This window comes from Paenibacillus sp. JJ1722 (assembly GCF_048282685.1).
Classification (GTDB): Bacteria; Bacillota; Bacilli; order Paenibacillales; family Paenibacillaceae; genus Paenibacillus; species Paenibacillus polymyxa_B.
Genome location: NZ_CP182500.1, coordinates 5396891 through 5411367, shown reverse-complemented (window position 1 = coordinate 5411367; position 14477 = coordinate 5396891). Strand labels below are relative to the sequence as shown.

The window sequence follows — 14477 nt, the reverse complement described above, 5'->3', positions numbered from 1 at the left end:
TGCGAACCCATCCATTGCAAATGAATTGAGAAAACAACATACCGTCATCAGCCGGAAAACCCGCCGGAACACTGAGCAAAAACTCTATGGAGCGGAACCCAGTATAGCCGTCAGGCTTGTATGCCGAGGAGGAGATGGAACTGCGGCGATCGAGAAAAAGCTTGACAACATCTAGTCTCCTGAGCGAATCACAGATAGCTTTGAGTAGGGTCTGAAAGAAGTCTGATCCCGGGAGACATTGGGTCACTGGATATTGGAAACTGTGCTGTTCACGGATGAGAAACTTGGACTTGCCCTCCACTTCATAAACAATCGTCCTCGCAAATGTCTAGGATGGAAAACTCTATATATAGCGTACTAACTGAACTAACTATTTCACTCGGATCGGAAAATGGGGTAATGAATGGTAACTCAACCCAAAGTGGCAATGAACATGAAAATGAAAAATCGAGCGATTGAATACAGCCATGAAAGAAATATCATATAAACGCCTTTACGAAAGGTACCTGGTCGTCCGTCTTAGTCTGGAAGGTCATTCGTTTGTGGCGATCTGCGAGGCTGCGTTAGCCAAACCATCGGCATCTATCGGCAGGACTACCAAGAGCATGGTCTTGCTGGGCTGGAAATGGATCACTCCCCCAGACAACAGACGAAGCTCAAGGAGCACCAGCAGCAACCGATCGGTGTGGGCTTTGAAGCGGACGCTCCCGCTGGTGGCAGAGTGGATCAAGCGCGAGTTTAGCATCACGATGAGCGTACGCAAAATCAGCGCGATGCTAAACGAATGAACTTCAGCTTCACCAAAGCGACCGATATACTTCCTAAAGCCGATGAGGATGCCCAAGCATTCAGCAAGGACACCTCCGTACAGTTCAAGAGGCAGGTTGAAGACGAAGACATCGATCATTTGTTGTTTGAAGACGAATCGACGATTCGCTCCTACCAAGCTTTGCAATATAACTGGTTTCTACGCGGGAAGCAACGCAAAGTGCCAACGTATGGCAAGCACGAAGGAGCCAAGTTGTTCGGAGCGATTAATTATGAAACAGGACAGGTGCACCACCGTGAAGAAGAAAAGGCCGATGTGGCCGCCTATATTCGGTTCCTCTAGGATCTTTTGTCGGCGTACCCGAACGGAAAAATCGCCCTGATTTTGGACAACATCCGAATTCATCATGCCACGGGATTGTCGCCTTTTTTGAAGGAGGATTCGCGTCTGCATTTGGTCTTTCTGCCGCCACACAGCCCTAATCTGAATCCGGTTGAAGGACTATGGCTGTGGCTTAAAGCAGATGTGGTCAATAATGTCTTTTTTGATGAATTCTATAATATTAAGCTTCAAGTGGACCAATTTACGAAGCGAATCAACAAGCATTCGATGAAAACGATCGATCGCTTGCTGGTCAGGTTATAATCTTAATTGCAGTTTGTATAACGAATCTTTTACAGAAGAATTGTTGCACTTAGTCTGACAATCCGCTTATAATTTGTCTGGCCTGTTCGTATTTTTTATTGTGCATTTAGTTGAAAAGCTGAGGGCGATTGCACACATTAAAATCCCTGCCTTATATTGATTTCGATTATTTGTAAAATAGTGACGGTTTGAAAAGCCTTATGCAATTATATCGACCTTCTACAGCAGAATTCGTCCAGTTGCAGTAATGATAGTCCACCATTTCTTGTTCTCAGTTTCGCAGGGTTTGAAGAATTCGACGTACTGGATCATGTTGGATATTCTCGCCTTTGCTCACAACACTGCGTGAAGCTCAGTCTAGCTACCACATAGCTTGGAGAGCAGCCATGTCAGGTCGAAAAGGCCTCTTTCCATTCCCATACACTACGAAGTAGGGGGGGGGAGTTCAGTAAGATGTCGAGTCTTTTGGCATCTAAGTTGTCTGACGGTGGATTCAGTAAATGATAGTGGGCTTTCAGGTTGTCCTTGCCCGTGGAGACAAGATTAGCTCTACAGTTATACGGACGTCCTGCATGCTGTCGATGATATATCCGTGAACATGAATCGATCCGCAACTCGCAGGACGCAAGGAAAGTAATCGCTGATCCAGGTGTGGCAGGCTCGAGCTAAATCCATGACCACCTTTCTGGGGTTTTTGAACAGAAAGGTCGAATGTTGTTGAGCATAGGAGTGCAGCAGGGCCTTCAGTTTTCGTCTGGGTAATACATCCAGTAGTGTTTCGCTTTTAAAATAGTGAATACCGCTGTTGTAGACCCAGCGTTTGCTCTACGGCATGGGAGCCAAAATGGAAACTGCAGCGCTGTTTGGGACCGACAAACGGTTCGGCATGAATATCAATTTGATCCGTATCGATGTGTAGGATTCGAATTACGTTTAGTTCTGGCAAGCCAAGCTTGCGTTGAAATAATGAGTAGGCATCTGTCTATTCTTCATTTTTTTCTGGTAATATCGGCAATATTAGTGAATAATTTTCCGTTTATTTCCTTAGTTTTTGTGGAGAATCGGTTTCAGTATCGAGTCTTAAAATTACTCTAGAAGAACAAGAGGGAGCCTGAGAGCATGAGCAATTTGAAGTTGTTTCTTCCTAAATCCTCAATGCACCTTTTAGTATCAAGTGTGCTTGCTGTACTTTTATCTCTAGTTTCAACGATGGCTTTTTTGAAGATTTATGCTAACGGTAAACAAGTCTATCATGACATCATTGCTGGAAATATCGTATGGTCTGATCAATTCAAGAGTTTGGATTACTCAATAATATACTTCTTTATTTTCTGCTTCTGTTTGTTTTTAATTCCTTTAATATATTTTGTGAATAAAAAAAATATAGCGGAAATACAGATGAATCCAGCAGGACTTTTCGTGTCGAAAAATTTATTGGTCTGCTTTTTTTTCTTGTTCTACGCGGTCAGTTTTTATTTTTTTAGTGGGAATAGTTCTTTTATTTATATCTCTATTTTGATGTTTATTACCTATTTTGTTGTTGAATGCAAAAAAACAAATTCCATAGATAAAGAGCAAGTCTTTACAAGTCTTATTGTATCTCTTACGTTTACTTATTTCGCAATTATAACGATACTTTTCATTTTTAGTTTTGTTAACCCGAATTTTTCTGACAAATTAGAACAGTTTTTGCTGGAAGTTCTAACCCTGTTAGTTTGGATGACTCAAGTTGTAATTTACTTTTATAAAGAGCGCGTACTAACCGCTCTGACTAAGAATTTAATGTATTTATCTCAATTAATCCTTCCATTTATAACATTGGTATTAGTGTTTGGTGTATATCAGACGGGGAGTAAAATTGAATTGCATAGAAATAATTATACATTAGCTATTATGGCTTCTATAGCTGTTATACTGTTTATTTACACGTTCCTATTGATTTTAAAACATAGAAAAAGTGAAGTTAGCAATGTGTGGAATTACATATTCTGGCCTTCATTAATACCTTTAACCATCATTATGTTGTATTCAACTCCTGTTTATAGTGGATTTGTTTTGGATGATTTCCATTTAGGGGAAATTTTCATGCCCTTACAACAAATGTTGAATTATGGAATGAGACTTAACGTAGATGTAATGTCAATACAGGGAATAATGGGCCCAATGTATAGTCTTGTTAATCATTATATTTATAATGGAAACCTATCAAGTATCAACTATACGTTTGCTGCATTTCCTATAATTATAGGTGCCTTGGTAGTGTTGCTTATAAAAAAATTATATGGTTCAAAATGGGCTTTTTTATTCATCATATTTTCTTTGCCAATATTATATGAAACGGAGGGCATGAACAGAACTTATTTAATTGTTCCTTATGTGCTAATTCTTTTTCACAAAAAGACGCTGTATAATCCTGTAAAGTGGGTTGTTTTTTATGTTTGGATGTCTTTAATTCATTGCTTATATAATCCATCCATGGGTGCAACTTTGACATTGGCCTTTTTACCTCTATTTGGTGTGATGTTATATAGGACGATAAAACTTAAGTTATGGAGTAAGGTTTTTTTTAAACATAAATTATTATTCTGCAGCTTATTGGTAATTCAACTTTGTATTTTAGTAATGTTGTTCCCAACATTATTGGGAACTGTTCAATTTATTCTTGATAATGCTTCCGCTAATACCCTTGCATACGGGATAAGTCTTTTTTCTGAATCTCAAACTTCTCCAGAATGGTTTCCTAGACCCTTTCCTTACGATAAACTCAATAGACTGCTTTGGGAATCCATTAGAATTGGAGGATGGGTATTTACTCTGTTTCTTTTTGTGGGATTAATGATTTTTAATGTGAAAAAAGCAGTGTCTTTCAATAAAGAAAAGCAAACTCACCTCATGATTTTATATTGTATTGTATCGATTATATTCTTAATATTAATTACCGGATATAGCCTAGGTCGCTTAGATTCTGGTTCAATGCATCGCTCCGGATCAATTACTTTTATATGCTTTGCTTTTTTAATACCAGCTCTGTATGTCTTTTTTCTTAAAAATAAGTTTAATGGTGTAGTTCATCATATATATTTAATCATATTTTCAATATTGTTAGGTTCTGTGGCAACTTTCGGACAGCAGCAGGCTTTTAGAATTACAGAAAAACTAATACAACCAATGGTTGTGCCAGATAATGCTATTTTTGTAAATAGTGCAAAGCAGGGAATTCCTGATGTTGGTGAGGGATTTATTGCTAAGGAAAGATGGAAAGAGATGTTGGATTTTAAAACAGTGCTCTCAAAAATATTAAAAAAAGGAGAGACTTATGCAGATTTAACAAATCGGACACTTTTTTATGTGATAACTAACAAAAAAGTTCCTACTTTCTATTCTGCTGATTATCTTGCTGCCAATGAAGAGATACAAGAAAAAATGATAAAAAATCTTGATAAAGAAGCACCGCCATTAGTTTTTATTGGTCCGGCGATCAGGCATGATGGAGGACCCGTATCAATACGTGCTTACAGATTATATAAGTGGTTTTTAGAAAGAGACTACGTATATTATCAATATAATTCTCTTCAATTTTTGGTGAGCAAGCAGAGAATGTTGGAGACTAAAGCTTATAAAGGTACAGCTGATGCTAGCGAGAATGAATTAAGAGCAGTTTTCCATCAAAAGGATTTACAATCGTTACCCGGTGCTTGGGGGAGAAACTTTAAAGAGATGAAGGAGCGATTTCAGTCTGTACCGGGCAATATGTCATTGTCTGGATCTAATGAGGTTGTCAAAGAAGCGGATGGGAGTATAGTGAGCAACGGTAATGATCCATATGTGAGTTATAAACTTGATCTTCCTGTCAAAGGAAAAGATGCTGACTTTTTATTAATTGACCTCAACATTATGGGATCTCGGGAACCATTTCAAGGCCAAATTTATTGGAATAGTAGTAATAGAAAAAGCGAGAAATATAATGAAGATCATTCGTTCTTATTCAATATGGTTAGTGGACAATTATTAATACCCTTAGGTTCAGCTCCGGACTGGCTTAGAAATAACCACAATGAGCTAAGATTCGACTTTGGAGATAAAGCCAATGTAAAAGTTAAAATTAATTCTATTAAATTGATTAAGCTAGTAAGTTGACTTAGATAGAAGTTGAAATTATCTTATGCTTCTTTTCCTCAACTTGGTTTTATCGTTCCTTATCTGTTTTTTAGTTTGTTTGGGCTTAGCACAGCTATCATAAACTTGATGTATTTTAATTTAATAATTCATTTTATTTGTTCGATTTTGATAGCCATTTTATGCTTACTACTGATAAAAAAGATAACAAATAATAAAAAAATCTGGTTTTATGAAATTAAGGTGAAAGAAAATGAAAACTCCATTTTTAATTTAACTATATCTTTTCAAGATTTAAATATTACGACAGAAAATTTTACCGATTGTAACTGGCATTCAGGAATTCATCGTCATAACTCAACAATTTCACTTGAGAAAATATAGAAACTAATGAGATATTAAAAAAAATAAATTTAATTAATCTACAAGGAAATAAGTATCATATTTTGAGTTTTTCTATTAACGGACCTTGGATTCAACTTAGTCTTAAAGAAAAAGACATACAAGAATTGATGTTTCAAATTTCATTTACTGTGAAATAGTTAGGTCTTTTCATTTTTTTGTTTGGATATTGATAGGTGGAGAACTATTAGTTTGACATAATTCTTCATAATGCAAATTTTTTTTACAAGTGATAGAATAAACAATAAATAAACTGTTAGGGGATTATAATGCTATTATTGTTGCTTTTTTTAGCAATGCTTTTTAACATTGTCGCTCAAATCACTTTAAAGCATGGAATAAATGTATTGAATTTTACAGGAATTAGCTTGCAGTCACTTATAAAGTTGTCTACCTCACCTTACATATGGTTCGGTGCAATTTTATATGGCGTTAGCTTTGTATTCTACATTTTTGCTTTGTCTCGGGGGGAATTGGGGAGAATTTCGCCAGTATCGCAGGCATTGACTACACTAGGTATTGTTGCGGTGTCTGTTTTGATATTTCACGAACCGATAACTGTTTTCAAACTTGTGGGTATTATCTTGCTGATTGTTGGAACTGTTATTATTTTTTATTAGCTAAGAATATACAAAAAAGTGGCACTAACAAAAGGGGAATGACTTTTTTGAATTACGATTATGTTATCTTTGGCGCTGGAATATACGGTCTATATGCTGCTCACTTATTAGCAAAAAAAGATTTGAAAATAGCTGTAATTGAATTTGATGACAAACCTTTACAACGTGCGAGTTTTATTAACCAAGCGAGAGTTCACAACGGGTATCATTACCCAAGAAGTGTTTCTACTGCTGCAAAATCTGCTCATTATTACGAACGTTTTGTCCGTGATTTTTCTTTTGCTATAAACGATAGATTTAAGAAAATATATGCGATTTCGGCGAATGATTCCTTAACAAATGCTGAGCAGTTTCAACATTTCTGCGATTATGTTGAAGTACCTGCGGTAGAGGTTAACAGCAGGGTGTATTTTAATCCAGGGGCAGTGGAAGCAGCATTCGAAACGATGGAATATAGCTATGATGCTAATTTAATTCGTAATTGGTATATGGAGAAGTTACAGGGTTTTAAAAATGTGTCGCTGTTTTTCAATCAACTAATTGATAAAGTGAGCATTGAAGAGGAACGCTATGTACTTCGTTTCACTGATGGATCTGATTGTACAGCTACCAACATACTTAATGCAACCTATGCGAGTATTAACCAGATTTTACGTAAGTTTGACTATGAGTTATTCTCAACAAAATATGAAATATGTGAAGTGATTATGACGGAAGTAACCGAAAACGTTCAAAATGTAGGTATTACTGTAATGGATGGGCCCTTTTTTTCTTTGATGCCTTTTGGAGAAAGTGGGTATCATTCTCTTACATCTGTTGGACATACTCCGCATGAGTCGTCTTTTAACGCTTTACCTGAATTCTCTTGTCAGAAATACAATGATGCTTGTAATGTAAGACAATTAAGTAATTGTAACACTTGTTCGGTTAGACCTTACACAGCTTGGACAAGAATGAGCCAGTTGGCTAAAAAGTATCTTAATCCTGAAATTCAAATAACCTACAAAAAATCTCTATTTGCTGTAAAAGCATTGATTAGTGCTTCAGAACTTGATGATTCTCGACCTACCGTTATTAAGGAATTTTCAGAAAACCCGAGATTTGTATCTGTTTTTTCTGGAAAGTTTAACACCATCTATGATTTGGAGGAAGTGCTATGAAAGAGCAGGTTTTTGTCTCTACTGTTCTGTATGCGCACAATAATGAGCACGAAATTGTGCAGGCATTAACTGAATTAGATCGCACCATGATGACATATTTTCAACACTATGAGATCATACTGGTTAACGATTTTAGCCAAGATAAGACGCTGGAGAACGCACATAGTGCTATGGAAAATATTTATGGGGACACTACGATTATTAATCTGTCCAGAAAACATGGTGTTGAGCATGCCATGATGGCCGGACTTAATAAATCAATGGGTGACTTTGTGTTTGAAATTGAGTCTTTATTTATTGATTTTAATTTGGACCTGCTCTACGAGATGTTTAAAACGGCAACCGGAAAAGGGTTTGATATAGTCGCTGCTACCTCTGGACAAGCTGGCTGGAAATCTCGAATGTTTTATAGAATACTGAATAGGGTGTCTTACTTGAATTTATCTCTTTCTACAGAGACAGCACGCTTAGTAACGCGTCGTGCTTTAAACGCTATGCTAAATTTGAAGGAAAAAGTAAGGTATAGAAAAGCGCTTTATGAGCTTACAGGTTATTCTAAAACTTTGATTAACTACCAGGCCGTAAATAGACTGACGGGTAGGAAAGTAAATCGGGAGAATATTTCATTAGCTGTAGATGCATTGGTCTCCTTTTCTCATTTTGGATTAAGAGCAGCTCATCTTCTTACAGGTGTGTTTTTCCTGTTTTCCTTGTTCATGGGGGGGTACGCTTTATATAATTATTTTTTTAATCAGTCAGTAGTACAAGGTTGGACTACACTTATGATTTTAATCTCTCTTGGTTTTGCTGGTTTGTTTTTTATTGGTGGAATTATTGGGGAGTACACTTCGCGTATATTAATTGAAATCCAAAATCGTCCTTTTTACAGTACCAAGTCTGTAGAAATGTATAAAGAGAAAAAGCCTAGACTAGAATTAATTAAAGAAAAAGAGAGTGCTTCTGGTCAATAAGGAAGGAGAGAGTGTTGTGAAGAAAAATTGTCTTGTAGGGTTTACTGGGTATGTAGGCTCTACTTTACTTGCACAGACCGTATTTGATGAGTTATATAATTCGTCCAATATTGAGTCTATTAAAGGCATGGAATATGATTTAGTGGTATGTGCAGCTGCACCAGCTGTCAAATGGAAGGCTAATCAAGCTCCAGAGGAAGATCTGGCTAATATTAATCAACTTATTTCCTGTTTAAAAGAGGTCAAGGCTCAAAAGTTTGTGCTCATCTCTACAGTTGATATATATAGTACTCCTATCAAAGTTGATGAGTCTACGAATATACAAACAGAAACAGCAGAACCTTACGGAAAACATCGCTTTTATTTAGAACAGTTCGTTACCAAAACTTTTCATGACCATTTGATTATTCGTCTCCCTGGTCTATTCGGCAAAGGACTTAAGAAAAACTTCATTTATGATTTAATTCATGACAATGCTTTACATCTAACTCATCACCTAAGTGAATTTCAATTTTATAATATGAACCATCTGTGGGATGATATTCAAATCGCACTAGCTAATTCGCTAAGCATAGTGAATTTTGCTACAGAGCCTGTGAGTGCAAAAGAAATTGCTCAGGCTGGACTGAATATTAACTTTTCCAATGAGACGGAGAAGAAGCCTGTTTCATATGATATGAGGAGCTTGTATTCACATATTTTCAGTGAACGTGACAATAAAGAATATATGAAATCTAAAGAAGAAGTTCTACAGGAGATTAAAGTATTTATTGAGGAAGAAAAGAGGGCGCTTCAATGAAACTTTCTATTTCCAATATTGCGTGGAATAGTAATGAGGATGAAGAGATCATTGTGTTGCTTAATAAACTTGGCATTCGTGGACTAGAAATTGCTCCTACTAAATTTTGGCAACGTCCATTAGATTGCGAAACTAACGAATTACTACAATTTAAGCAATATTGGGAACAAAGAAATATTCATTTAATTGCTATGCAATCATTATTATTTGGACAGCATGGGTTGGCTTTGTTTTCAGATGTTGAATCTCGTAACAAGCTAAAGGAATATGTACTGGGTATAATGGACTTGGCGGGAAAAATAGGAGTTAAAGCGCTGGTATTTGGATCTCCTAAGAACCGACTTTCCAATGGACTGTCTAAGAGTGAGCAACTGGACATTGCTATTCCATTTTTTGCGGAACTTGCTGAGGCTGCTGTTATAGAAAATATAACCTTATGTATAGAGCCTAATCCACCCCAATATGGTTGTGATTTCATTACGAATAGTGATGAAGGTATACAATTGGTTCAGGAAGTAAACCATGCTGGTTTTCAATTGCATCTGGATGCGGGCGCTCTTACTTTGAATAACGAAAATATTTCTTCTGCTATTGAAAAAAGTATTCCTTATTTGAGTCATTTTCATATTAGCGAACCTTATCTTAATAAGGTCGGTGGCGAGGGAAGTGTGTCACCACATAGGGAAATAGCAGAGGTGCTAAAAGAAAACGAATATAAAAACTGGGTGTCTATTGAAATGAAGAACGGGGACAATTCGAATGCTGGAACAGTTGAGCGGGCCCTAAAATATGCTTCAGAAATTTATGTATAATTAAGGAGAAAATCCTACCAATGAATGCTATACAAAATGAAAATTGGTCAATACCTAATTTTGAGCTTAAAGAGTTCAAGTCAAAAGGTAGTAAATACTGTGTTTGTATTCCTGTTATTAATGAGGGAGCTAAAATTAAAAAGCAGCTTAACAAGTTAAAATCACTTGCAGAAACTGTTGATATTATTATTTTAGATGGCGGGAGCACCGATGGTTCTCTAGAAGAAGCATTTCTTTTAGAGAACCGTGTAAGAGCTATTCTAGTAAAAAAAGATAAGGGTAAGTTGAGTGCACAATTACGAATGGGGTTTGCTTACGCATTACAAGAACAATATGAGGGCATTATTACTGTGGATGGCAATAATAAAGATAGTGTTGAGTCAATTCCTGAATTCATTCAGAAACTTGATGAAGGTTATGATTTTGTGCAAGGTTCAAGGTATATACCAGGAGGTAAGGAAATAAATACTCCTATATCAAGAAAACTTGCTATTAAACTTATTCATGCCCCGTTTATATCATTAGTTGCAGGATATCATTATACAGACACTACCAATGGATTTAGAGCCCATTCTGCTCGATTTTTAAAAGATCCAGAATTACATCCCTTTAGAGATGTTTTTGAGACCTATGAGCTGTTGGGCTATTTGTCAGTTAAAGCACCCAAATTAGGCTATAAAGTTATGGAAATTCCTGTTGAACGTTCATATCCAAAGGGAAAAGTACCTACTAAAATTAGTCCACTTCGAGGTAATCTGTTACTTATTAAAATATTGCTAAACTTATTTTTTCGCAAATATGATACCAAAAATAATTTAAAAGTAATTAAGGAGGAGCAATGAAAGGTATAATTCTTGCAGGAGGTACAGGCTCTCGCCTCTATCCCTTAACTAAAGTAACGAATAAGCATTTATTACCCGTCGGTAAGTATCCAATGATTTTTCATTCGGTAAATAAGCTCAAACAAGCTGACATTCAAGATATCCTTATTGTTACAGGTAAAGAACATATGGGGGATGTCGTTAACCTTCTTGGTAGCGGTCGTGAAATGGGCGTAACATTTACTTATAAAGTTCAGGATGAGGCAGGCGGGATCGCACAAGCCCTTGATTTGGCTGAACAATTTGTAGGTGATGATCAGATGGTTGTTATTTTGGGCGATAATGTATTTGAAGATGACATTGCACCATTTGTGGACAATTTCCGCAATCAAATCACGGGTGCGAAGATCCTTCTTCAGCAGGTACAGGATCCACATCGTTTTGGAGTGGCTGAGCTTCAAGGGGAACGTATCGTGTCTATTGAAGAAAAACCTAAAGATCCAAAAAGCAATTATGCTGTAACAGGAATTTATATGTTCGATTGTAGTGTGTTTGAAATTGTAAAAACACTTGAACCTTCAGTTCGTGGAGAACTTGAGATCACTGACGTCAACAATGCATATATTGCTAATGGAACATTGACATATGATGTTCTCCTAGGATGGTGGACGGATGCGGGAACTCACCCATCTCTTGCACGTGCTAATGAATTAGCCAAGGATATCGTCTTTGGTGAAGAATTTGGGAAATTAAAGCTTTAAATAAAGGGAGGATGCAGACTTATGAAGGTAATCCCTTTGAAACTAGAAGGTGCAAAAGTTATTGAACCCGTGGTTCATGGTGATCATCGTGGTTTTTTTATGGAGAGTTACAATGAACAAGTCATGAAACAAAACGGGATTAATCATGATTTTATTCAGGATAATCAATCATTATCTGTAGAGACTGGAGTTATTCGTGGCTTGCATTATCAGCTTGAGCCAAAAGCACAAACAAAACTCATTCGTGTGCTTTCTGGAGCTATCTACGATGTGATTTTGGATATTCGTAAAAGTTCTCCAACATTCGGTCAATGGGTTGGGGTAATCTTAAGCGAGCATAATAGACGTCAGCTACTGGTGCCTAAGGGGTTTGCTCATGGGTTCTGTACGCTTGTTCCTAATACTCAAGTGCTGTATAAGGTAGACGAGTATTATTCACCTGAAAATGATCGTGGAATTCTGTGGAATGATCCTGCACTAGGGATTGATTGGCCCACTTCTCATGCTATTCTTTCGGAGAAGGATCAGAAGCATCCAGCACTGGCCGATGCAGACATTAATTTTGATTAGACGAATAATAAGATTTAGGAGGTCTGTATGAAACTTCTTGTCACCGGCGGGGCCGGATTTATAGGTAGTAACTTTGTATTGTATATGTTAAAACACCATCCAGATTATGAAATTGTAAATATAGATGCTCTTACCTATGCAGGTAACCTGGAAAATTTGAGATCCATTGAAAATAACCCCAAACATAGCTTCATCAAAGTAGATATTACCGACGCACAAGCGATTGACCAACTGATGCAGCAGGGAATTGATGTGGTGGTTAATTTTGCAGCGGAGTCACATGTGGATCGGAGTATTTTGGAACCGGAAGTGTTTGTGAAAACAAACGTATTGGGTACGCAAGTGCTACTGGACGCAGCCAAGAAATATAACGTGACCAAGTTTGTACAGGTATCAACAGATGAGGTGTACGGTTCTCTGGGAGAAACAGGATTGTTTACGGAGGAAACTCCGTTGCAGCCTAATAGTCCTTATTCTGCTTCCAAGGCAGGTGGCGATCTGCTAGTTCGTGCATATCATGAAACCTTCGGTTTACCAGTGAATATCACGCGCTGTTCTAACAACTATGGTCCATACCAGTTTCCTGAAAAATTGATCCCACTAATGATCTCTCGTGCACTGAGTGATCAACAGCTACCAGTATACGGGGATGGCTTGAACATTCGCGATTGGTTGTATGTAGAGGATCATTGCAGCGCAATTGACCTGGTCATTCATCAGGGTAAACTGGGTGAAGTATACAATATCGGGGGAAATAACGAGCGGACAAATGTGCATATCGTCAAAACGGTATTGGAGGAGCTGGGCAAGCCAGAATCTCTGATTTCGTATGTGCAGGATCGTCCAGGTCATGACCGCCGTTATGGTATTGATCCAACGAAGACGATGAATGAGTTGGGCTGGAAGCCCAAGCACTCTTTTGAAACCGGCATTAAAGAAACGATTCGCTGGTATTTAGACAACGAAGAATGGTGGACTCGCATTCAATCTGGCGAATATCAACAATACTATGCAAAGCAGTACGGTTCCCGCTTGGGGGATGCTTAGGATGAAGGTATTGGTTACTGGAGCATCCGGCCAACTTGGTAAAGACGTAGTAAAGGTTTTTCAGGAGCAAGGACATGATGTCCTTGGTTACGATCGGGAACAATTGGATATCACGGATTTGCAGCAGACCGTGAAGGTTGTAGGACAATATCAACCTGACGCCGTAATCCACTGTGCAGCGTATACGGCTGTGGATGCAGCAGAGACTGATGTAGACGGGGCTTATCAAGTCAACGCGGCAGGTACACGTAATATGGCACTGGCTACGGAAAAGGTTGGAGCCAAGCTGGTTTATATCAGCACAGATTATGTGTTCGATGGAAAGGCAAAAGAGCCATATCATGAGTACGATAATACCAATCCGCAGAGTATCTACGGAAAGTCCAAACGGGCGGGAGAGGTATTGACCCAAACACTCTCCTCCAGGTACTTTATTGTTCGTACATCTTGGGTATATGGATTGTACGGAAACAATTTTGTTAAAACGATGCTGAAGCTTGGTCAGGAGAAGCCGCTCCTGCAGGTGGTGAATGATCAGAAGGGTTCACCTACCTATACGGTGGATTTGGCACGTTTTTTGGCGGAATTGATTCAAACGGAGAAGTATGGCGTATACCATGCATCCAATAGTGGCTCCTGTACCTGGTATGAATTTACGCAAGCTATTTTACAGGATGCGGCGGAAATATTAGATGCCAAGATCACAGCGAAATTGGAGCCGTGTAGCACAGAGCAATTCCCCAGACCGGCAGCGCGGCCACGCAACTCTGTTATGGAGCATATAGCGATCCGAACCAACGGGTTAAATGATTTGCGCGACTGGCGTAAGGGATTGCGTGATTTTTTGCGGGAGTATCTTAGTAAATCCGAGTAATTAAAACCTTATTATAAATATCAACAATCTCCCATCAGTTCATGATTGGGAGATTTTATTATATTAAAGCCTATGTTGATTAAGGACGCTGAGCATTATAATGTATAAGC

Annotated in this window: 12 protein-coding genes and 1 pseudogene; 12 read left to right on the top strand and 1 reads right to left on the bottom strand. The window is 37.9% G+C overall.

The genetic code is table 11. The features are described from left to right. Positions 1-784 precede the first annotated feature (784 nt). A pseudogene (locus ACM1ND_RS24150) lies at positions 785-1414 on the top strand (IS630 family transposase). Between the two features lie 555 nt (positions 1415-1969). On the opposite strand, the gene ACM1ND_RS24145 reads toward ACM1ND_RS24150, so the two are convergent. Next, positions 1970-2212 (bottom strand): transposase, encoded by a 243-nt coding sequence (locus ACM1ND_RS24145; RefSeq protein ID WP_367995886.1) that lies wholly within the window; start codon positions 2210-2212, stop codon positions 1970-1972. Positions 2213-2533: 321 nt separating this feature from the next. Here ACM1ND_RS24145 and ACM1ND_RS24140 point away from each other — a divergent pair, with 321 nt between their 5' ends. The 11 genes from ACM1ND_RS24140 to rfbD all read left to right on the top strand — a co-directional run bounded on the left by ACM1ND_RS24140 (position 2534) and on the right by rfbD (position 14367). Continuing rightward, positions 2534-5551, top strand: coding sequence for a hypothetical protein (locus tag ACM1ND_RS24140; RefSeq protein WP_254348552.1), 3018 nt, complete (start codon positions 2534-2536; stop codon positions 5549-5551). Between the two features lie 650 nt (positions 5552-6201). Next, positions 6202-6552: a hypothetical protein gene (locus ACM1ND_RS24135; RefSeq protein WP_025723444.1), complete on the top strand. Its 351-nt coding sequence runs from the start codon at positions 6202-6204 to the stop codon at positions 6550-6552. Between the two features lie 47 nt (positions 6553-6599). After that, positions 6600-7712, top strand: a complete 1113-nt coding sequence (locus ACM1ND_RS24130; RefSeq protein ID WP_418026662.1) for an FAD-dependent oxidoreductase — start codon at positions 6600-6602, stop codon at positions 7710-7712. Next, positions 7709-8683, top strand: a complete 975-nt coding sequence (locus ACM1ND_RS24125) for a glycosyltransferase (RefSeq protein ID WP_418026660.1) — start codon at positions 7709-7711, stop codon at positions 8681-8683. Before ACM1ND_RS24130 ends, ACM1ND_RS24125 begins: the two co-directional genes overlap by 4 nt. A 16-nt stretch (positions 8684-8699) precedes the next feature. After that, positions 8700-9482 carry an NAD-dependent epimerase/dehydratase family protein gene (locus ACM1ND_RS24120; RefSeq protein ID WP_418026658.1) on the top strand — a complete coding sequence of 261 codons (783 nt, stop codon included), beginning with the start codon at positions 8700-8702 and terminating at the stop codon, positions 9480-9482. Then, positions 9479-10294: a sugar phosphate isomerase/epimerase family protein gene (locus tag ACM1ND_RS24115; RefSeq protein WP_418026657.1), complete on the top strand. Its 816-nt coding sequence runs from the start codon at positions 9479-9481 to the stop codon at positions 10292-10294. The genes ACM1ND_RS24120 and ACM1ND_RS24115 overlap by 4 nt, the downstream gene beginning before the upstream one ends. Positions 10295-10314: 20 nt before the next feature. Further along, positions 10315-11136: a glycosyltransferase family 2 protein gene (locus ACM1ND_RS24110; protein WP_418026655.1), complete on the top strand. Its 822-nt coding sequence runs from the start codon at positions 10315-10317 to the stop codon at positions 11134-11136. Further along, complete coding sequence (locus ACM1ND_RS24105) at positions 11133-11876, top strand: sugar phosphate nucleotidyltransferase (protein ID WP_418026653.1); 744 nt, start codon at positions 11133-11135, stop codon at positions 11874-11876. The genes ACM1ND_RS24110 and ACM1ND_RS24105 overlap by 4 nt, the downstream gene beginning before the upstream one ends. A 21-nt stretch (positions 11877-11897) precedes the next feature. Next, positions 11898-12446 carry a dTDP-4-dehydrorhamnose 3,5-epimerase gene (rfbC, locus tag ACM1ND_RS24100; RefSeq protein WP_418026651.1) on the top strand — a complete coding sequence of 183 codons (549 nt, stop codon included), beginning with the start codon at positions 11898-11900 and terminating at the stop codon, positions 12444-12446. Between the two features lie 27 nt (positions 12447-12473). Then, positions 12474-13493: a dTDP-glucose 4,6-dehydratase gene (rfbB, locus tag ACM1ND_RS24095; RefSeq protein WP_076294085.1), complete on the top strand. Its 1020-nt coding sequence runs from the start codon at positions 12474-12476 to the stop codon at positions 13491-13493. Between the two features lies 1 nt (position 13494). After that, positions 13495-14367 (top strand): dTDP-4-dehydrorhamnose reductase, encoded by an 873-nt coding sequence (rfbD, locus tag ACM1ND_RS24090; protein WP_418026649.1) that lies wholly within the window; start codon positions 13495-13497, stop codon positions 14365-14367. The last annotated feature ends 110 nt before the right edge of the window (positions 14368-14477 follow it).